General features: G+C 69.3%; 16 protein-coding genes and 4 pseudogenes. 12 read left to right on the top strand and 8 right to left on the bottom strand.

The window, feature by feature from the left end:
- Nucleotides 1–26 precede the first annotated feature (26 nt).
- Entirely contained in the window at nucleotides 27–437 is a 411-nt protein-coding gene (locus F7Q99_RS43805) for a transposase (RefSeq protein WP_407697884.1), read from the top strand.
- On the opposite strand, the gene rocD is transcribed toward F7Q99_RS43805, so the two are convergent.
- The 4 genes from rocD to F7Q99_RS30205 form a co-directional block, all read right to left on the bottom strand.
- On the bottom strand, nucleotides 373–1,602 hold the full coding sequence (gene rocD / locus F7Q99_RS30220; RefSeq protein WP_153467148.1) for an ornithine--oxo-acid transaminase: 1,230 nt from the start codon (nucleotides 1,600–1,602) through the stop codon (nucleotides 373–375). The two genes, F7Q99_RS43805 and rocD, sit on opposite strands and share 65 nt — an antisense overlap.
- On the bottom strand, nucleotides 1,599–2,411 hold the full coding sequence (gene ddaH / locus F7Q99_RS30215) for a dimethylargininase (protein WP_153467145.1): 813 nt from the start codon (nucleotides 2,409–2,411) through the stop codon (nucleotides 1,599–1,601). Before ddaH ends, rocD begins: the two co-directional genes overlap by 4 nt.
- Nucleotides 2,412–2,533: 122 nt before the next feature.
- Nucleotides 2,534–3,037, bottom strand: coding sequence for an Lrp/AsnC family transcriptional regulator (locus F7Q99_RS30210; protein ID WP_153467141.1), 504 nt, complete (start codon nucleotides 3,035–3,037; stop codon nucleotides 2,534–2,536).
- A 499-nt stretch (nucleotides 3,038–3,536) separates the two neighbouring features.
- Entirely contained in the window at nucleotides 3,537–4,478 is a 942-nt protein-coding gene (locus tag F7Q99_RS30205) for a LysR family transcriptional regulator (RefSeq protein ID WP_153467138.1), read from the bottom strand.
- Between the two features lie 104 nt (nucleotides 4,479–4,582).
- On the opposite strand from F7Q99_RS30205, the gene F7Q99_RS30200 reads away from it, so the two are divergent.
- The 8 genes and pseudogenes from F7Q99_RS30200 to F7Q99_RS30170 all read left to right on the top strand — a co-directional run bounded on the left by F7Q99_RS30200 (nucleotide 4,583) and on the right by F7Q99_RS30170 (nucleotide 11,852).
- Entirely contained in the window at nucleotides 4,583–5,500 is a 918-nt protein-coding gene (locus tag F7Q99_RS30200; protein WP_153467135.1) for an EamA family transporter, read from the top strand.
- Nucleotides 5,501–5,585: 85 nt separating this feature from the next.
- Nucleotides 5,586–5,855 (top strand): annotated as a pseudogene (locus F7Q99_RS43800) (hypothetical protein); the annotation flags it as partial.
- Nucleotides 5,856–5,907: 52 nt separating this feature from the next.
- Nucleotides 5,908–6,105, top strand: a complete 198-nt coding sequence (locus F7Q99_RS30190; protein ID WP_153467131.1) for a transcriptional repressor — start codon at nucleotides 5,908–5,910, stop codon at nucleotides 6,103–6,105.
- A gap of 253 nt (nucleotides 6,106–6,358) precedes the next feature.
- The gene (locus F7Q99_RS30185) at nucleotides 6,359–6,961 is read left to right on the top strand and encodes a superoxide dismutase (RefSeq protein WP_153467129.1); all 603 of its coding nucleotides are present in this window, start codon (nucleotides 6,359–6,361) and stop codon (nucleotides 6,959–6,961) included.
- A 240-nt stretch (nucleotides 6,962–7,201) separates the two neighbouring features.
- On the top strand, nucleotides 7,202–7,498 hold the full coding sequence (locus tag F7Q99_RS30180; RefSeq protein WP_326847336.1) for a hypothetical protein: 297 nt from the start codon (nucleotides 7,202–7,204) through the stop codon (nucleotides 7,496–7,498).
- Nucleotides 7,499–7,557: 59 nt separating this feature from the next.
- Nucleotides 7,558–8,424 (top strand): PIG-L deacetylase family protein, encoded by an 867-nt coding sequence (locus F7Q99_RS30175; RefSeq protein WP_326847335.1) that lies wholly within the window; start codon nucleotides 7,558–7,560, stop codon nucleotides 8,422–8,424.
- Nucleotides 8,425–8,558: 134 nt separating this feature from the next.
- Nucleotides 8,559–8,830 (top strand): annotated as a pseudogene (locus F7Q99_RS41830) (IS982 family transposase); the annotation flags it as partial.
- 88 nt (nucleotides 8,831–8,918) lie between these two features.
- Nucleotides 8,919–11,852 (top strand): AfsR/SARP family transcriptional regulator, encoded by a 2,934-nt coding sequence (locus F7Q99_RS30170; protein WP_153467126.1) that lies wholly within the window; start codon nucleotides 8,919–8,921, stop codon nucleotides 11,850–11,852.
- A 171-nt stretch (nucleotides 11,853–12,023) separates the two neighbouring features.
- Here the strand turns inward: F7Q99_RS30170 and F7Q99_RS30165 are convergent.
- A pseudogene (locus tag F7Q99_RS30165) lies at nucleotides 12,024–12,968 on the bottom strand (IS701 family transposase); the annotation flags it as partial.
- Nucleotides 12,969–13,281: 313 nt separating this feature from the next.
- Between F7Q99_RS30165 and F7Q99_RS43905 the strand changes: the two are divergent.
- Nucleotides 13,282–13,624: pseudogene (locus tag F7Q99_RS43905) on the top strand (transposase); the annotation flags it as partial.
- A 415-nt stretch (nucleotides 13,625–14,039) separates the two neighbouring features.
- Here F7Q99_RS43905 and F7Q99_RS30155 read toward each other — a convergent pair.
- Together F7Q99_RS30155 and F7Q99_RS30150 are read right to left on the bottom strand one after the other, a co-directional pair.
- The gene (locus F7Q99_RS30155; protein WP_153467123.1) at nucleotides 14,040–14,543 is read right to left on the bottom strand and encodes a GNAT family N-acetyltransferase; all 504 of its coding nucleotides are present in this window, start codon (nucleotides 14,541–14,543) and stop codon (nucleotides 14,040–14,042) included.
- Between the two features lie 145 nt (nucleotides 14,544–14,688).
- Nucleotides 14,689–15,216 (bottom strand): hypothetical protein, encoded by a 528-nt coding sequence (locus tag F7Q99_RS30150; protein ID WP_153467120.1) that lies wholly within the window; start codon nucleotides 15,214–15,216, stop codon nucleotides 14,689–14,691.
- 685 nt (nucleotides 15,217–15,901) lie between these two features.
- Here F7Q99_RS30150 and F7Q99_RS41825 point away from each other — a divergent pair.
- Both F7Q99_RS41825 and F7Q99_RS30140 read left to right on the top strand, forming a co-directional pair.
- Nucleotides 15,902–16,204: a hypothetical protein gene (locus F7Q99_RS41825; protein WP_230210997.1), complete on the top strand. Its 303-nt coding sequence runs from the start codon at nucleotides 15,902–15,904 to the stop codon at nucleotides 16,202–16,204.
- 115 nt (nucleotides 16,205–16,319) lie between these two features.
- Complete coding sequence (locus F7Q99_RS30140; protein WP_153467116.1) at nucleotides 16,320–16,634, top strand: hypothetical protein; 315 nt, start codon at nucleotides 16,320–16,322, stop codon at nucleotides 16,632–16,634.
- Nucleotides 16,635–16,722: 88 nt separating this feature from the next.
- On the opposite strand, the gene F7Q99_RS30135 is transcribed toward F7Q99_RS30140, so the two are convergent.
- Entirely contained in the window at nucleotides 16,723–19,080 is a 2,358-nt protein-coding gene (locus F7Q99_RS30135; protein ID WP_153467113.1) for a trypsin-like serine protease, read from the bottom strand.
- Nucleotides 19,081–19,099 lie beyond the last annotated feature (19 nt).

Raw genomic sequence — 19,099 nt, 5'->3', positions numbered from 1 at the left:
GCCCCGCATGAGGCGGTCCGCGGTCTGTGGGCGGACCGTCCGCACACGCCCGGTGCGTGGGCTTCATCCACACCGGTCCGTCACATCGGTCCGTGACCGGTGCCCGGGTCACCGACGCGATCTTGTGCGCGGACGGGCCGGTGAAGACCCTGGTCGAGTTCTGTCTCGCGATCGAGCCCCGGCGCGGGCACGGCGCTCTATACGCCGCCTTGGACCGGGGCTGGCTGGAGCCGGCCAGGGTGCGTCGCGCGCTGGCCTCGCTGCCGCTGCCGAAGGCGGCCGACGGCCGGGTCGTGCTGGCTGTGGACGTGAGCAACTGGGCCCTGGGGCCGGCCCTCGCACGCCAGGAGTCCGAGACGAGGTGTCCCCGCGTCAGGTGCCCTGGAGCAGCACCTTCTCGAGGGACGCGAGGGCCGAGTGGAGCTCTTCGCGGGTGATGGTCAGCGGGGGAGCCAGGCGGATCGTGGAGCCATGGGTGTCCTTCACCAGGACGCCTTCGCGCAGCAGGCGTTCGCTGATCTCTCGGCCGGTGCCGATCGCCGGGTCGATGTCCACTCCCGCCCACAGTCCGCGCGATCGGTAGGCCGTGATGCCCCTGCCGGTCAGTGCGGACAACCCGGCGTCGAGGGCCTCGCCCAGCTCCGACGCCCGGCGCTGGAATTCTCCGGTCGCCAGCAGGTCGACGACGGCCGAGGCGACGGCTGCCGACAGCGGGTTGCCACCGAACGTGGAGCCGTGCTCGCCGGGGCCCAGGACTCCGAGCACCTCGCGACGGGCGACCACGGCGGAGACCGGGACGATGCCGCCGCCCAGCGCCTTGCCGAGCAGCAGTACGTCCGGCAGCACGGATTCGTGCTCGACGGCCAGGGTCCTGCCGGTGCGGCCGAGTCCCGACTGGATCTCGTCCGCGATGAACAGGCACCCTGCCTGCCTGGTGAGTTCACGCACCCGGGTCAGGTAGCCGTCGTCGGGGATGACGACACCGGCCTCGCCTTGGATCGGCTCGATCAGGACGCCCGCCGTGGTCTCGTCGATCGCCGCCTCCAGCGCGGCGAGGTCGTTGTAGGGCACGGTCCGGAAGCCCGGGGTGAACGGACCGAAGCCGTCGCGGGCGGCGGGGTCGCCGGAGAAGCTCACGATGGTGGTCGTCCGGCCGTGGAAGTTGCCGTCCGCCACCACGATCGTCGCCTGGTCGGACGGGACGCCCTTCACACGGTACGCCCACTTGCGGGCGACCTTGATGGCGCTCTCCACCGCCTCGGCGCCGGTGTTCATCGGAAGCACCATGTCGAGTCCAGTCAACTCGGCCAGTCCCTCCGCGAATTCGGCGAGGCGGTCGTTGTGGAAAGCGCGCGAGGTCAGCGTCAGCCGGTCGAGCTGGCGGTGGGCGGCCTCGATCAGCTTCGGATGCCGGTGGCCGAAGTTGAGGGCGGAGTAGCCCGCGAGCATGTCGAGGTAGCGACGTCCCTCGACGTCCTCGACCCAGGTGCCCTCCGCCCGGGCAACCACTACCGGCAGCGGATGGTAGTTGTGCGCTAGCACTGGCCCTTCGGCGCGGATCAGCTCTGCCGAGGAGCGTGCGGATCGGGTGGGAACGGTCATGACCTGATCTCCTGAGTGCAGCACTTGATGCCCCCGCCGGCCTTGCGGAACTCCGACAGGTCGACGGGGACGGGACGGTAGCCGCGCCGGCTCACCTGCTCGATGAGGCCGTCCGCCTGCGGCGCGATGAAGACATGGCGGCCGTCGCTGACGGAGTTGAGGCCGAACGCCATGGCGTCGTCCCGGCTCGCGATCACGGCGTCCGGGAAGAGACGCTCGAGAACGGCGCGGCTCCCCGGCGAGAAGGCCGGAGGCCAGTAGGCGATGTTCTCGTCATCCAGCGCGAAGAGCGCGGTGTCCAGGTGGTAGAAGTGCGGGTCGATCAGGTGCAGGCCGATCACCGGCACACCGAAGAGCTCCTGTGCCTCCCGATGCGCGCCGGGGGTGGTGCGGAAGCCCGTACCGGCCAGGACGAAGCCTCCTACTGGCACCAGGTCGCCCTCACCCTCGCACACCTCTTCGGGTTCGTGGACGTCGAATCCGGCCGCCTTGAACCACCCCGCGTACCGGGCCGCCTCCGGTTGGCGCTGCGGCGCATGGAAGCGCGCGCCGAGGACCCGACCACCCAGGACTAGTGCGGAGTTGGCGGCGAAGACCATGTCCGGCAGCTCCGCGGCCGGCTCGACCGTCTCCATGGTGTGCCCGTGCGCGCGGTAGGCCCGGACCAGCGTCTCCCACTGCACACGCGCGAGCACGGTGTCGACGGGTGCGCCGTCACGCATCCAGGGGTTGATGGCGTACTTCACGTCGAAGAAGCGCGGCTCGCAGACCAGAAAGCGCCGAGGTCGCGCCACACGGATAGGGGGCATGCAGAAGGTTCTCCGCTTCCGGGGAGGGCATGAGGGATGCCCTCAACGCTAGGAGGCGGGACGACGGGCCACAAGCGCCATCGGCTGCGCGTCGGCGCAGCGGTGCTGCGTCATTTCCCCGTTCAGCGGTGATGTGCTGCGTTCCCGGACGCGGGCCTGCCCGCGCCCGCCTCGGAGCCCATGGTCTGCAGGTGCGAGAGGACCAGGTGGCTGATGGTCTTGCGGACGAACGGCTCGGCCCGGATCCGCTCCAGCACCTCCTCGAAGTGCTGCACGTCAGCCGCCCTGACGTGGAGCAGCGCGTCGGCGCCGCCGGTCACGGTCATGGCCGCCACGATCTCGGGATAGTTGCGCACCACCTCGCCCATCCGCCGCGGCGGCGCTGCACTGTCGCAGTACACCTCCACGAAGGCCTCCGTCCGCCAACCCAGAGCGGAGGGCCGGACCGTGGCGGTGAATCCGGTGATCACGCCATTCGCGCACAGCCGGTCGACCCTCCGTTTGACGGCTGTTCCCGACAGCCCGATGGTCGCGCCGATCTCGTTGAAGCTCGCCCGCGCGTTCTCCATCAGCGCCGCCACGATCTTGCGGTCCAGTTCGTCGAACGGTGCGGCTCTGGTGCTCATCGGGGTGCCCTTCATGGCCAGGTGCTGTCGTGAGCGGCCCGCGGGGCCGCTCCGGCCGGTAGCGTACGCGCACAGTGGCCGCCGGCCGTCAGCCAGCTCGTGCGGTGTCCACTGTCATGCGGCAACTTCGCCCAGGCCCGGGAGGCCGAAGGTCGCGGGCCGCTGTGGCTGCCCGTGCCCACCGACAACGAGCGCAAGCAGCACCAGCGCGGCAGACCCGGCGACCCGTGGTGGGATGTCCGCCTGCTACGAGAAGTTCTGCCCGCCGTGGAAGCGCTGAGGGCCGGCCCCGTTGGGTCGGCCCTCAGCTGTTCGTCGTCTGTCAGTGCTTGTTGCGCAGCGAGCCGATGATGACGCCGTCTTCGCTGCGGCGCCTAGCGGTCCAGCCGTCGGCGGCGGTATGGGCGGCGGCCACGGCCGCGCCGGAGGGGGTCCGGTAGGGCTGTCCGTCGAACTGCAGCCAGCCGTTGGGCAGGACCGTGGCGAGGTGCTTCAGCGTTCAATCCGCGCAAGGGGTCCGAGCCGCCTGGTGACTCGGCCGTGCCGCCCTGAGCCAGTGCTCCTGCAGAGTGCGGACAGTCTCAGCGATCGCGGGGCGCTGGGCTGCCGTGGTGCGCCACATCGCGTAGAGCCGCCGTACCGGCGTCGGGTCGAGCGCGACCTCCACCACCCCGGCAGGCAGCGGGCCGCGCCCCAGGCGTGGGATGAGGCAGATACCGAGACCGGCGGCAACGAGCGCCACCAAGGTCGGATTCTCGTCTGCCTGGTGAACGATCTCCGGCTCGTGTCCGGCCGTCCGCAGGGTCCGCACCAGCCATTCGTGACACACCCGGCCCGGCGGCTGGCACACCCACCGCTCACCGCCGAGGTCCTCGCGCCGCACCGAATCCTGTCCTGCGAACGGATGCCCTTGTGGCACCAGCAGCGTGCACTGGTCCTCCCCGATCACCGCCTGCTCCACCCCCGGCGGCAGCGGCAGCGGCGCGATGTCCCAGTCATGAACCACGCTCATGTCGACTGCCCCCTTGGCGACCATGCCGACAGACAGATGCGGGTCAACCTCGCTGAGCCGCGCATCCAACGCCGGATGCCGCACAGCCAGGTCAGCGAGGACCCCGGGTAGCAGCCCGCGCGCCGCCGACGCGAAGGCGGCGATGGTGAGCCGCCCAGCCGGTTTCCCGCGCCGCTGCTCCAACTCGGTCTCCGCGCGCTCCACGATGGCCAGCAACTCCCCTGCGGCGGCGACGAGCTGATGCGCCTCGGGGGACAGCCGGACGCCGCGCCCCTCACGCTCGAGGAGCACGGTCCTGGTCTCCCGCTCCAGCTTGGCGATCTGCTGGGACACCGCGGACGGCGTGAAGCCCAGGGCGGAGGCAGCGGCGCCGACACTGCCGTGCACGGAGACTGCGTGCAGAGCGCGCAGCCGCTGAAGGTCAAGCATGAGAGCCTCCCGCCACGAGCCGAGCGACAGATTAGCGTCGCTTCATCCAATCATGCAGCAATCATCGCTGGTGCTTCATGGTCCCCCGATGTGATTCTCGGCCCATGCGTCCTGCACACCTGGCTCTCGCCGTCCTTGTCGCCGCCGTATGGGGCGTCAACTTCACCGTCATCGAGATCGGCCTCGGCCACTTCCCGCCCCTGCTCTTCTCCGCCCTGCGCTTCGTCGCCGCCGCGTTTCCTGCGGTGTTCCTAGTCGGCCGCCCCAGGGTCGCGTGGAAGTGGATCGTGGCCGTGGGGTTGATCCTGGGCGTGGCCAAGTTCGGGCTGCTGTTCGTGGCAATGGACACCGGGATGCCGGCCGGCCTGTCCTCATTGGTCCTCCAGATACAGGCGGTTTTCACGGCCGTGATCGCCTTTGCCGTCCTGGGGGAACGCCCCTCGCGGCTGGGCGCGCTGGGCATGGCGGTTGCCCTGGCCGGGATCGCCGTTGCGGCGGTGGACGAGGGCACATCGGGCCCGCTCGGGGCGTTCGCCTTGTGCATCGCAGCCGCTGCCTGCTGGGGCGCCTCCAACGTCCTGACCCGCAAGGCGGCCCCGCCGGACGCGCTGAACTTCATGATCTGGGTGAGCACGGTCCCGGTACTTCCGCTGCTGGCCTTGTCCCTTTTGCTTGAGGGCCCATCGCGCGACCTGGTGGCGCTGCGCACCCTCGACTGGCAGGGCGCGGGCACAGTCCTCTACGTCGCCTGGATCACGACCGTCTTCGGCTTCGGCGCCTGGGGCTGGCTGCTGCGCCGCCACGCAGCATCCACAGTGGCCCCCTTCTCCCTCCTCGTTCCGGTCTTCGGGATGTCGTCAGCGGCCGTTTTCCTGGGCGAACCGGTGAGCGGGCTGCGCTGGTGCGCGGCGGTTCTACTGGTCGCCGGCGTGGCCCTGACCTCACTCGCTCCCCGGCGCCCGACACCCGTGACCCACCCCGAGGACGTCCCGGCAGCGAAGGCGGCAGTTGGCCGATCGTGAGGGACGGAGGGCGGAACCGAATCCGTCGAAGCGAGGATCGAAAGCGAGGGACATTACCCGCCCTGCAGAACCCCATAGGCGAGCCATGAGACTCCGCAAGGCGCAGGCTACCCCTCCCCAAAAAGACAAGGTGTACGCCACCGGTCATCTGGTGGAAGGTCGCCAGATGACCTCGCGCTCGTCCGAGACGGGTGCGGCCTGCGCGGAGCGGCGGTGCCGGGAGATGCTTCGGGCCAGCGGGGAGCGATGCACCGGCCCCCGAATCCAAGTGCTGGGGGCACTGTCCGACCACGCGGGACACCTGAGCGCAGGCGAGATCCACCGGCTCCTGGTCGAGGCCGGCGGCACGCTGAACATCTCCACGGTCTACCGCACGGTGGAGAGGCTGACGGAGCTCGGCATGGTGCATGCCGTACCGGGGCGGGGAGGCAACCTACGGCCTGGCGGGCGACCACCAGCATGCGGTGTGCAGCAGCTGCGGCGCTGTGGAGGAGATCCCCGTCGCCCAGCTGGTCCAGGCCGTCTCGACGGCTCTGCGGGCCACCGCGTTCCGGCTGGAGTCGCTCGTCCTCAGCGGGCTGTGCTCCGCCTGTCAGCAAGCATGAGCCCGGTGCCGGCTCCGCAAGCAAGGGCGTGGCGCGGAAAGCCGGCGTGGTGCGGGGCCGGCCGGTGTCCCGGCGGGCGCCGGTTGGGAAGACGATCGTCAGGAAGGGAGGCGCGCCCGCTCGGGATTGCTTCCGATCGGCTGACGGGCCGACCCCGCGTCAGACATCCTTCTGCACCACGATAGCTATTGCAAGTAGTACGCAATAGTGTGTTCCCGGCACGATCATCTACGACGAGAGGGGCCGTGTCCTGATGGGCACCTACACGCTGCCGGACCTGCCGTACGACTACTCCGCGCTCGAGCGCGCCATGTCCGCGGAGATTCTCGAGCTGCACCACTCCAAGCACCACGCCGCCTACGTCAAGGGCGCCAACGACACCATCGAGCAGCTCGCCGAGGCCCGCGACAAGGACCAGCTCGGCGGCCTGGTCGGCCTGCAGAAGACCCTCGCCTTCCACCTGTCCGGCCACGTCCTGCACTCGCTGTTCTGGCAGAACCTCTCCCCAGAAGGCGGCGACCGCCCCGACGGTGCCCTCGCCGACGGCATCACCGAGCACTTCGGCTCCTTCGAAGCCTTCAAGAAGCAGCTCACCGCCGCCACCGTCGGCGTCCAGGGCTCCGGTTGGGGCATCCTCTCCTGGGAACCGCTCGGCCAGCGGCTGATCGTCGAGCAGGTCTACGACCACCACGGCAACGTCGGCCAGGGCACGACCCCGCTGCTGGCCTTCGACGCCTGGGAGCACGCCTACTACCTGCAGTACCGCAACGTCCGCCCCGACTACGTCACCCGCCTCTGGGACGTCGTCAACTGGGACGACGTCGCGACCCGCTTCGCAGCCGCCAAGGCCAGCTGAAGAACCACCTGACCGTCGGGCTGGGCTGCCGCGCGGCAGCCCAGCCCGATGTGCTCTGAGTACGCCGGCGAGCCTCGTGCACCACACCTGTTGCGCCCGCTATGGTCGTCCTGACCGCTTCTGAGCTGCGTGAACTCGAACCGCACGCTCACGGTGCCCCGGAGAATTTGTGGCGACTTCGACTGCAGTGGTGAGGACATTGAGCGGGATTGGGTGCAGCGCATTGGCTGTTGGAGCTCGGTGACTCGGGTGCTGCTCACCAACGAGCAGCGGATCACCTACGGGCTGCCGCCGGCGGAGGGCAAGGCCGGTGATCGGCGCTGGCCGGCCTTCGCCGCGAAGTACGGCTTCGACCCCGCCCGTCCGGTGCAATGGGAGGTCGAGGCGCTGGAGCGCGACGAGCTGCACGCCCTGCTGATGGCGGCCGTCGAGCCGTACGTCGACCGCGAGGCCCTGGCGGAGGTGCTCGCCGACGAGCAGCGGGATCGTGTCCTGCCTCAGGCGGTCGGGGAACGAATCGCCGAGGGCGTGCGCTAGAAGTGCATGCGGTCGCGGCCGCCGCATCGGCGATTGACGAGCCTGTCACTATGGTCAGTGTGGCGACGATACTGGCGTTTCACGCCCATCCGGATGATGAGGTCCTGCTCACTGGCGGCACCTTGGCGCGATTGGCCGCAGAGGGCAACCGTGTGGTCATAGTCGTGGCCTGCGACGGGGTCATGGGCGAGGCGACGGGCAGTGAAGGTTGCGCGCGCCTGGACGAACTGAGGGCCAGCGCAGCGGTGTTGGGTGTCGCTCGCGTGGCGCATCTGGGGTACGCCAACAGCGGTCACGGCCCGCTGCTGTTTCCGGACCCGACAGACCGCGTGCGCTTTGCCCGCGCGGACATCGACTCGGCCGCGTCAAAGCTTGCTGAGTTGCTCCGCGAGGAGCAGGCGGATGTCCTGCTCAGCTACGACGCCCAGGGCGGCTACGGACACCGCGACCACGTGAAGGTCCACGAGGTAGGCGCCCGAGCCGCTCAACTGGCTGCCACCCCCCGCGTGCTGGAAGCCACACTCCCGCGAGAGCCCGTATACCAAGCGTTCCGATTGCTGCGTTTCCTCCGGCTCCCGATCCGCTACGACCCGCAGGTCATACGCGCCAGCTACAGCCCCCGCTCGGCAATCACCCACCGAGTCGACGTCCGCCGCTTCGCCCCGCAAAAACGTGCCGCTCTTGCTGCTCACCGATCGCAGGTTTACGGCAAGGGCCGGGCGGCACCGATATTCCGTCTTCTGGTCCGGCTGCCATCACCAATATTCGGGCTCCTTCTCGGACGGGAGTGGTTCGTCGATCCCACTGCGGCACCCGGGACGAAGACGTGCGGCGACATCCTTGGCGACCCGCAGTATCAGAACCGTCTCGATGGAGCAGCCAAGCCCGTCTCTCCGAGATCTTCCGGGACTGCCAGCCCTGGCTGAACGTCTAGAGTTGGCGTCACTTTGCAGCGCCAGTTCCGGACCGTATCGAGTGGCAGCGTCATAGCTGCACCCAGATTCTCCGAGACAGGACGGATCGCCTGCGCGCATCGGAGGAGGGAGTCCAACGTCAGTGTGTGAAGACAGAGTTGGAATCCCTCGCTACCGCACTCTACGTCAAGATCGATGACCTGCTGAAGGAAGCACCGCAGCTCGCCCCTTGCCGGCCTGTGGTGGGCATCGCGCCGCGGCTCAGCGACGCGGAACTGGTGACCATGGCAATGATGCAGGCGATGCTCGGCTTCACCTCCGAGGCCCGCTGGCTGCGGCACGCATCCGCCGCGTCACCCGCACACTGGCCCGAGACACCACACTGTGGAGCGACGACGTGTGGGTGCCGGTGGTGTGTATCGATAACAAGTGGATCTCCTCGATAGCATCCGTTCACGGGTGATCCACACAGCGTTGGTCGTGTGGTTTTCGTAGGGGGGAAAGTCATGCGATTCAGCCTGCTCGGCCCGCTCGTGGTCCGTGAGGGCGATCGGGTGGTGCAGCTCAGTGGCGCCAAGAGCCGGGCGTTGCTGGCTGCGCTGCTGTTCCGGGCCAACCGGGTGGTGTCGCTGGGCAGTCTGCAGGGCGCCTTGTGGGGTGAGGAGCCGCCGGCGACGGCGGTCTCCTCGTTGCACAACCACGTCGCGGGGCTGCGGAGACGGCTGAGCGATCACGGGGGCTCACGGCTGTCCTCGACCCCGCACGGTCTGGTTCTGCGTGTGGCCGACGGGGAGTTGGACGTCCAGGAGTTCACCGAGTTGCTCGGCCGTGCCCGCGAAGCCCGCGCGAACCCTGACTGGCCGGAGGTCAGTGGGTTCACCGCTGCCGCGCTTGCGCTCTGGCGTGACCAGCCATTGTCGGACCTTCCGGACCTGCACACGCTGGAAGCCGAGGTCCGTCACCTGAGTCAGGCGCACCTACAGGCACTCGAATGGCACTTCGAGGCCGAACTGCACCTGGGGCGGCACACCGAGGTCACCCCTGAGCTCAGCCGGTGGGCCACTCGGCACCCCCTGCACGAGCCACTGCACGTCCAACTGGTCACCGCGCTTTACCGTAGCGGACGCCAGGCCGAGGCACTTGAAGCATTCGAGACCACTCGGGCGACGCTGGCCGACGAACTCGGCATCGATCCGGGGCCGGCCCTGCTCGCCGTCCACCGGCAGGTGCTCACCGGCGATCCGGCCCTCCTGCAGCAGCTGTCCGCGGCCCCGGCCGTTTCCATGCGCACTATCGCGCCCGTCGCGCGCACCACCGCGCAGGACACCACCGGACCTGTGACGGGAAGCATCGACCGGGCAGGTCCAGCCGGTCCCGACCCGGCCGCCGTACCCGCCCAACTACCCGCGGATGCCGCGTTCTTCACCGGCCGCCAGGAGGAACTGCATGAGCTGTGCCGACTGCTCGATCGTGCGGCGGACGGCGACGGCCCGCAGGCGGTGACCGTCACGGGCATGGGCGGGGTCGGCAAGAGCGCCCTCGCCGTCCATGCCGCCCACCTGGTGTGCGACAGGTTCCCCGACGGGCAACTCCACCTCGACCTACGCGGCTTCGGCGCCGGCACCCCGCGCTCGACTCACGAGGTGCTCGCCACCGTCCTGGCCGACCTGAACCCGGCAGCGTCCGGCGCGAGCGTGCAGCCGCTGCCTGACCACACCGACGACCGCGCCGCGCTCCTGCGCACGGTGCTCGCCAGCCGGCGCGTGCTGTTGCTCCTCGACAACGCCCGCGACAGCGATCAGGTGCTCCCGCTGCTGCCGGGCTCGGGCGCCAGTGCCGTGATCGTCACCAGCCGCACCACCCTCACGGACCTGCCCGCCGCCCACCACATACCGCTCGCCCCCATGGACACTGAGGAGCAGCGCGCGCTGCTGTCCGCCATGTGCGGCTGTGACCGCGTGCAGCGGGATCTCGACGGCGCCTTGCGCATCCTGGCTGCCTGCGCGGGCCTGCCGCTGGCCCTGCGGATCGCCGGAGCCCGCCTCGCCGCCCGCCCCGCCTGGTCGCTGGCCACCCTCGCCGACCGCCTCGGCACCGGCGGCCCGGGACGTCTGGAGGCGCTGAGCGCGGGCCGGTTGGAGGTGCGGGCCACCTTCGCCTCCAGCTACCTCGCGCTGCGCGACAGCGACGAGCAGGCGGAGCGCGAAACCGCCCGCGCCTTCCGCCTGCTGGGCCTGTGCCCGCAATACGAGATCGGCCCCGCCAGCGCCGCCGCCCTGTTGGACCGAACCCCCGCCGAGGCAGAAGACCTGCTGGAACGCCTCGTCGACGCCCACCTGCTGCAAACCCCAGCCCCGCTGCGCTACCGCCTCCACGACCTGCTCGCCGAGTACGCCGCCGAGAGCGCCCACACCGATGAGCCCGCCCAGACACGCGAGGAGGCCCCGCTGCGCCTGGGCATCTGGTACGCGCTCGCCCTGGAGAGCGTCCGCGACGCGATGCGCGACTGCGGCCAGACACCACCCCGCCTAGACCAGGCACCACCCGCTTCCCTGCCGGTCTTCATCGACGAGGCCGAGGCCCTCGCCTGGTGCCGCCAGGAACTACCCAACATCGGCGAGGCCATCCGGCAGGCCGGCCAAGGCCCCCGGCCCGACCTCGCCTGGCGCTTGGCCGTCTGGCTCTTCGGCTACATGCGCACCTACTGGTGGACCGGCCAGTGGGAAGAACACCTCAACCACGCGCTGCGCATCACCGAGCAGCACGACGACCGCCTCGGCCGCACCTGGGTCCTGCGCACCCTGGGCGTTTGCCACGGCATGGCCCGCCGCCTTGACAAATCGATCCAGGCCCTCCAGGAGGCCCTCGCACTCACCGATTCCGAGGACCCGGAGAACAGCGTCTGGGTTCGCTCGAACCTCTCGATCGCCTACAGCCTCGACGGCCAACCTGACCGGGCCCTCGCCCACGCCCGCGCGGCCCTCGACCACCACCGGCGAACCAGCGGCAGCCGCCAACCAGCCGCCTTCTTGATCAGCGGGCTGGCCGACGCCCTCCGGGAGGCCGGCCACCACGCGGACGCGGAAGCCCACTACCGCGAGGCCCTCGCCCTGTGGCGCGAGCGCGACGACACCAACAGCATCGCCATCACGCTCTCCAACCTCGGCGACGTCCTGCGTGCCCTCGGCCGACGCGACGAGGCCTTCACCACGCTCGACGAATCCGTCGACCTCTTCGAGCGGATCGGCAACGTCGCCTACCTGGCCGACACCCTCATCATCATGGCCCGCACCCACGTCCACTTCACCGAGTGGCCGCAAGCCCGCGCCCGCGTCCGCCAAGCCATCGACCTCGCCGACCGCCACCACCTCGGCCAGTGGCTCACCGAGGCCCACGACATCCTCGCCACCATCGAGAAGGTCGGCTCCGGAGACTTCTGAGAGAGATGGAGAAGCGGCGGCCCGCGGTGCCGTCAGAGGCCTGGCCCCTGACGGCACCGCGGGCCGGGTACAGCGTCAGTTGATGGCGACGCCGGTGGCGACCTGGCTGAGGGGCTGCCAGCCGCCGTTGCCGTCGCCGCCGTTCCAGAGGTAGACGGTGGCGGCGTGGGTGGTGGGGTCGGTGAGGATGTAGTCGGCGTGGCCGTCGCCGTTGTCGTCGGGCTTGCTCAGGCTGCGGCGGGCCAGCGCCCACCGCTGGCGGGCCGGGGTCTCGTCCTGGTAGTCGAACTCCGTTACGGCGGGCAGCCGGATAGCCGCCCAGTCGTAGATGCGCGGCCCCTTGGCGCCATCGCCACATGAGATCCGCTCCCAGGCCTCGGCCGGGGCCTGGGCAAACAGCCAGTCGATGCGTGGACAGCCCACGCTGAATTGGGACTTGGGCACTGCCAGGACGTAGCCGACGCCGGACTGTTCCAACAGCCGACGGAAGCGTCCCTCCTGTCCGTAGGCCGAGTCCGCGGTGACCCAGGCGATGGGCAGCGGGGAGGCGAGTGCCCGCAACACCAGGGCCTTGGCGAGGCCGCCCTTGGTGCGGAAGTCCCGATCGTCGGGGATCTTCGCGGCGCGGCAGCGCTCCCGGTCCTCGGTCCAGGACTTGGGTAGATAAAGGTCCCGGTCCACCAGGGCGCGACCACGGGCGGAGGCGTAGGCGGCGAAGACCCCGATTTGGCAGTTCTCGGTGCGGCCGGCGGTGCCGGAGTACTGGCGCTGCACGCCTGCGGAGGTGGTGCCCTTCTTCACGAAGCCGGTGTCGTCGATGATCAGGACTCCGCTGTCCTCCCCGAGTCGTTCGGCGACGTAGTGCTGGAGCTCGTCGCGGATCTCGTCCGCGTCCCAGCGGGAGCCGGCGAGCAGGTGCTGCAGGCCGCCAGGGGTGGCGTGACCTGCGTATTCGGCCAGCTGCCAGCCGTTCTTGCGGCCCACCGGACCAAGCAGGCCGCGAACGTAATCGCGCATCCGGCGGCGCGGCTCCACGCGGCTGAATCGGTGGCCGACACGGAGGAAGGGGTCTTCGAGTTCGTGGTCCCAGGTCTCGGCTTCAGGCTCGTTGATCACGACGAGAGGCTGCCCCGCCGCTGCCACTATCAACGCCGGCTGCACACGATCGAGGGGCGGTCCCATGAAGACCGCCCCTGATGGAGCACCAGCCCACTACACTCCACCGCGCAGCCCTCTGAACAGGCAAAACGTCGAAGTCCTGCTGGAGTATTAGTACTCCAGCTGTAGATTGTGATCTTGCTGGTCCGGTCCGGTGTGGATACGGGTGCGGCCACCGTTGATCATCGTGAGTTGTGTGGACTGACGATGAGACGGTGACCGCAGGTCACAGCATAGATCCAGCCGTTGGCGGGATGCGTTCGAGGTGGCCATGGGCCGTATCGCGGGCCGCTTCGCCCGGGTCGAACCCCGGCTGCGCGCCGGGCGGTTGGTGCTGGGCCTGCTGTCGGACCTGCCGCGCAAGAACCGCTGGACGATCGCGGAGTGGGCCGGGGAATCCGCGCCGCATGCAGCATCTGCCATGCAGGGCGTCTTGGGACGCCGATGCGGTGCGTGACGATGTGCGCGAGTACGTCGTGGAGCATCTCCACGACGAGGAGGCGGTCCTGGTCGTGGACGAGACCGGCGACGTGAAGAAGGGCACCCGCACCGTAGGGCTCCAGCGCAATTACACCGGAACCGCTGGCCGGATCGAGAACTCCCAGGTCGCCCTAGCTGGGAAGGGGCTGGCCGGACTCGATGAACACCAGGTCCGCCGCTACCCGTCCTGGAGCCGCTGGGTCACCCTCGCCATGCTCGCTCACGCCTTCCTCGCCGTCGTCCGCGCAGACGAGCACGCACGGCGCACTGGTTCGGACGACCTGATCCCGCTGACCTGCAACGAGATCCAGCACCTGTTCCTCACCATCACCGTCCGGCCAATGAACGACCTCACTCGTCGGATCGGCTGGTCCGACTGGCGACGCCGCCATCAAGCACGATCACGGGCCAGCCATTACCGTCGACAAGCCGCAGCCCAGACATGAGCATCACGATCTACACCTGGAGTACCAACCGATCTCGGCATGTCTGACGCCCCGCCGAAGCGCACTCGATTACGTGAGCATGCCCCGGGAACGTGCTGTCGCGTCACGGCAACGAGCGTGTGAGCCAGACCACTTCACCGTTGTCTTCCGTGGACACGTGATCCCGCTCGAACCCGAGCTTCTCAAGGACACGGAGCGACGGTGAGTTCCACGCGCCGACGGTCGACCAGAGCCGCTTCCGCCCGGTCGCGATGGCGGCATCGAGCACCGCGCGGGCAGCCTCGGTGGCGTAACCACACCCATGCACGCGCTGGAACAGCTCATACGCGATTTCAGGCTCCTCTACGGTGGAGCGACCGATGATCAGCCCGCAGTAGCCGATGAAGTCTCCTTCGTCACGGCGCTGGATGGGCAACAAGGCGATCCCCGTAGTCGCCGTCGCGGTGAGCAACTCCGCGATGGACGTCCGGATGTGCTCAACCGTGGGGGTCCCCTTGCCGCGTTCGGAGAGGAGGGCGCAGAACTCAGCGGCGTCCGACTCGGCCCACGGCCGTAGTATCAGCCGCTCGGTCTCAAGGTGGAACGGCATCGTCTCGTACGTAGTCATGCCCCCAACTTTGCCCCACGGATCATCACGAACTACAGCTGGAGTATTAAGTGGTTGCCTTCGCAGATCAGCACCGCGCGGAGGGTTCAGGCAAGTAAGCCGTGTGTCCTGGAATCGGGCGGTGTCCCAGGTGACGGGCTGGTTCTCAGGAGTGCGCGTCGGCCAGTTGAGCGGGCGCGGTATAGAAAGGAACCTGCTGGTAGAGGGCGAGCGCAGGGTCATCGGGCGCGGGCCGCAGTGGCGCGTGCGGGCATAGCAGCCAGGTGCCCCGCTTGCGCTCCTCGCGGGCGAGCCACTGTGCCTGCCAGAGCAGCCCACTGCCTGCTCCCGCCAGAGCAAGGCCCGCCGGGACGCCGGTGGTGGAGGCAATGAGCACGCCGAGCCCGAGACCGATTACCGCGGGCACGGTCAGCGGCCGGGAGATCGCCTCGAAGGTGTTCTCACGCGCGATCACCGGGGAACCCTGGGGCACCGGGGTGGCTGCCTCCAGCCGGGTCCGGTACCAGGCACGGCGCGCTACGGCGACCCAGGCGAACGCCACCCCGAAGAGCAGCACGGCCAGTACGGCGAGCACCGGCCCCCCAAGCCCTGCTGTGCCGCCCATCAGGGCGGTCAGGGAGGCGACCAGCCCCACCAGCAGCGCGATGGTTCCCAGCGCGCGCGCAGCAGCCACCGCTCCTACCAGAGACGGCCGAGTGTCCATGAATCCTGATTCCCCCGATTGGTGTTCGATGCACCATCCTATCGGGCCCGTACACGGCCCCCTTTCGCCGAGTGGGTGGCAACGTCGCGTACCCGTTGCGGCGGATCTCCTGCCCGATTTGCGTAATGTTCGACCGAAACGAGGGCGCCGAACTTGATGCGGTTCCGTACAAGGTCCGAAGAGGCCGGCGGCATCACGGACGTCCCGAACATGCCTGAACAACCCTCGGATACTTGTAAGGCACGGACTCATGGGGCTACTTGCCTGAGATGTCTGACGCTCAATCTGCACCCTAGATAACCGGAGAACCAGTGAAGCTACCCATCACCATCCACCAAGCACGCCTCGGATCCACGGAGTTCAAGGTCATCCGACCCGCCCGGCCCCTGGTCCACGCAGTGCTCATCGACCACGATCGGCACCTGGACACCTACCTCGATCAGGACGCCGCCCAGCGAATCGGTGGGCTGTGGAAGCTCGCTGCCTCTTCACCACGCTCGCTGGTCCACCTGCCGATGCGGCGGAACCGTCCCGCGGGCTCCCAGAAGACGGCACACGACAGCTTGATCTCGTACTGCTGCACCACTCGCTCCAGTTCGCACCCTCACGCTGGAAGGAAGTACGAGGACGGCTCGGCCCAGGGCGTCCGCAGACCGTGACGCTGCCCGGCCCAGGACCCACCGACGAAGCCGCAATTGATCACGAGGCACGGCACTACCAGGAGAACCGGGATCTGTTCCACCAGCATCTCCACGCCGAGACCCTGTTCATGACCGGCAGCGCGAAGGTGTTCAGGGACACCGCCCGGCACTTCTTCGACGTCGCCCGAAACGGCCCCGGATACGTCCCCGTCCATCCGAGCTACCCGCACTTCTGCACCGAACTCCACTCCAACGACGGCGTTCTCGGCGACGCGCGCGAGATCCACATCGAGTACTGCGACCAGTGGGACTCATGACCCGACCGCGTGCCGGTGATCGTCCACGAGCTGGAGTACCACGAGGCGATCGCCCGGCAGACCGAGGCCGCCAATCCGCCCGGTCTCGCCGACGAGTTCACCTCATGGGTCCGCAATGGCTGAGGCATTCGGACACGTCAAACGCGTGCTCGGAACAGCCGCCATGGCCGCGATCAGGGACAAGACCTCCTACCTCGCCGCGTTCTTCCGCCGCATCTCAGCCCGCAGAGGTGGCAAACGAGCCCTCGTCGCCGTCATGCACAAGCTCGCCATCGCCATCTGGCACGTCCTGCACGACAAGACGCCCTACCGCGACCTCGGGGCCGACTACTTCGCCAAACGCGACCCCGAACGCGTCATGCGCCGCATGATCAAAGAAGCCAACAGCCTCGGACTGACCGTCCGCTTCGAACCCATCCCAGCAGTCTGACCTGCGAGAGCCCCCTCAATTTTCGTATCAGACCCGACGCCCCGGTGGGGCAGCACGCATGTGCTGGCCCACCGGGGCGTATGGGGGGTCAGTTCTTGGTGAAGTAGCCGAAGAGGTCGACGACGGCGTGGCTGTGGCCGCCAAGGTTGGCGAGGTCCACCAGCTGGTTCTGGCCGAGGGGAACCGTGGCGTGGTTGGAGAGCGTCTGACCGGGCCCGAAGTTGAGGTTGCTGACCAGCGGGCGGTCAATGCCGTGGGGGTAGAGGGTGAAGTAACCGCCCTGGTCGGACTGGGTGGTGGTGACGTTGAGCACCACGGCGTCGGCACCGTAGGGGAAGCCGCTGGTGCTGACGACCTGTCCCGGGCCGAGGATGCTGTCGGAGCGGGTGTCCAGCAGGCGGCTGGGGCCGGCCGGGTGGTAGAGGTCGGTGCCGCTCGGACCGTAGTAGCCGGCCAGGTCCACGATGGCGTGGGCACTGCCCGCGAAGTTGAAGACGGTGATCTTGCCGTCCTTGCCGATCGGCACCACGGCCTGGTTCGACAGGGTGTCACCGGCACCGAAGTTGATGTTCGAGGTGGCCGGGCGCGTGCTGCCCGTCGGGTAGGCGGCGAAGAACCCGCCCACCGTGGAGCCGGTCGTGGTGAGGTTCACCACGGCGGCGGTGGCGTCGGTGGGGACGCCGTTCCGGCCGGTGATCTGGACGTCGACGGTCGACCCCTGGCCCAGCGCGCCGTCACTGTTGCGGGTGTCGAGGAGCCGCACCGGCCCACTCGGGGCGAACTTGTTCGGGGACGCCGGGCTGTAGTAGCCCGCGACGTCGACCAGGACGTCGAAGTCGTCCACGTTGGTCCACAGGACGATGCGGCCGTCCGGACCGACCGGAGCGGTCACCAGGTTGGCGATGGTCTGCCCCGCGGCGAAGTTGACCGAGGAGACGGTCGGGTGGGCGGTGTCGTTCGGCTCGACGGTCAGGAAGCCGCCGTGCGAGGGGGAGACCACGGTGACGTTGAGGACCACGGCGGTGGCGCCCTGCGGCAGCTTGAACTGACCGGTGCCGCTCGGGCCGAGGTTGAGCACCTTCTCCCCGCCGCCCTGGTTGGGCGCCCAAGTGCGGCTGCCGCCCGCGTCCCGGGTGTCCAGCACGCGGGTCGGGGGGACGGGGGTGTAACCGGAGGCCGCGTACACGCCGTACTGCTGGAGCCAGGGCGCGAGATCGTCCACCCGGCTGTCGTACGCGCCCGTCCGCGTGGTCTCCTCGGAACCGAGGCAGCCGTTCTGCCAGGAGCGGCTGGTGACCGCGGCCAGCTCCCGGCGACCCGAGCCGAGGGTGCGCAGCAGCGGGCCACCGGTGGCGCCCTTGCAGACCGGGCCGTCGTGGACACCGATGCCGCCGGCCGGGACGCCGGGGGCCGGGGTGGCCGGGGTGGTGTTGGTCGGAGTCGTGTCGAGACCGGTGGTGGCGACGGTTCCGACGGTGGAGTGGCGCTCGTTCCGGCGGTCGTGCGCCCACTCGGTCTCGGTGCGGCCGAAGCCGCCCGCGTCCAGCATCTCTCCCGCGCTGGGGGCCTTGCCGGTGACCGGCACGGGCGCGATGCCGGGGACCGGCGCGGCAAGGTGGGCCAGCACGAGGTCGCGGTCGGTGCGGGGCACCAGCTCGGTGACCGTGAAGGTCGAGGGCAGCGGGGGGTTGGCGGCCGTCGAGCGGGCGAAGGTGGCCGTGGTCGGGTCCGCGGGCGCACCGGCGGGAACGGCGATGCCCTGCTCGGGGTGGTCGGTGAAGCAGCTCGCGGCGGTGAGGAGCCAGGACGGGTCGACCAGGGTGCCCGAGCAGATGCGCTTGCCGCCGATGTCGATCCGCGCGGTGCCCTCGAACGGGTCGGCCACTGCCGGAAGAGCAGGGTCGGTGGCGGCGGCGGGCGGCCCGCTCAGGCCTGAGGCATTGGCCGTGACGTGCAGTTCGAGCATGGTGGTCGGGTCGGCGTTCGGGTCCTTGCCCCGGCCGGAGGGGACCCACTTGTTGGCCGGCACGTCCAGCTTCGTGGTCACGCTGCCGGTGGTCAGCGTCGCGGCCACGGCGACGCCGTTGTACGTCTGGACGGCGAAGACGTCGGGGATCGACATGGCCAGGCGGCCCGTGGTGTAGGGCGCGGTGAAGCACACCACGTTGCCGTAGCTGTTGGCCTGGGTGACCGCGGTCCAGATCTTGATCTGGTAGCTGGAGTCGCAGCTGGCGAGGTTGATGTGCGCGTCACCGCTGGTGAGGGTGATCCCGAGGTCCCGCAGGATCTGGGCAGCGCCGGGGTAGGCGCCGTCCTCCACCGCGAAGGGGGCCGTCGAGTTGACGACCGGTGCGGCGTCTGCGGCGGCGAGGCTGGGGGGCGCGAGTACGACCGAGGCGGCCACGACCGTACCGGCCAGCATCCACCGGGATATGCGGGATGCCATCAGGCTCCTTACATGAGGT

This window comes from Streptomyces kaniharaensis, assembly GCF_009569385.1.
Classification (GTDB): domain Bacteria; phylum Actinomycetota; class Actinomycetes; order Streptomycetales; family Streptomycetaceae; genus Kitasatospora; species Kitasatospora kaniharaensis.
The sequence above is the reverse complement of the archived record's forward strand: the minus strand, read 5'-3'. Positions and strand labels throughout refer to the sequence as shown.

Excerpts from the sequence above, each read along its gene's own strand:
- rocD (WP_153467148.1), bottom strand. The coding sequence starts at position 1,602 with ATGACCGTTCCCACCCGATCCGCACGCTCCTCGGCAGAGCTGATCCGC.
- ddaH (WP_153467145.1), bottom strand. The coding sequence starts at position 2,411 with ATGCCCCCTATCCGTGTGGCGCGACCTCGGCGCTTTCTGGTCTGCGAG.
- F7Q99_RS30210 (WP_153467141.1), bottom strand. The coding sequence starts at position 3,037 with ATGAGCACCAGAGCCGCACCGTTCGACGAACTGGACCGCAAGATCGTG.
- F7Q99_RS30205 (WP_153467138.1), bottom strand. The coding sequence starts at position 4,478 with ATGCTTGACCTTCAGCGGCTGCGCGCTCTGCACGCAGTCTCCGTGCAC.
- F7Q99_RS30200 (WP_153467135.1), top strand. The coding sequence starts at position 4,583 with ATGCGTCCTGCACACCTGGCTCTCGCCGTCCTTGTCGCCGCCGTATGG.
- F7Q99_RS30190 (WP_153467131.1), top strand. The coding sequence starts at position 5,908 with ATGCCGTACCGGGGCGGGGAGGCAACCTACGGCCTGGCGGGCGACCAC.
- F7Q99_RS30185 (WP_153467129.1), top strand. The coding sequence starts at position 6,359 with ATGGGCACCTACACGCTGCCGGACCTGCCGTACGACTACTCCGCGCTC.
- F7Q99_RS30170 (WP_153467126.1), top strand. The coding sequence starts at position 8,919 with ATGCGATTCAGCCTGCTCGGCCCGCTCGTGGTCCGTGAGGGCGATCGG.
- F7Q99_RS30155 (WP_153467123.1), bottom strand. The coding sequence starts at position 14,543 with ATGACTACGTACGAGACGATGCCGTTCCACCTTGAGACCGAGCGGCTG.
- F7Q99_RS30140 (WP_153467116.1), top strand. The coding sequence starts at position 16,320 with ATGGCTGAGGCATTCGGACACGTCAAACGCGTGCTCGGAACAGCCGCC.
- F7Q99_RS30135 (WP_153467113.1), bottom strand. The coding sequence starts at position 19,080 with ATGGCATCCCGCATATCCCGGTGGATGCTGGCCGGTACGGTCGTGGCC.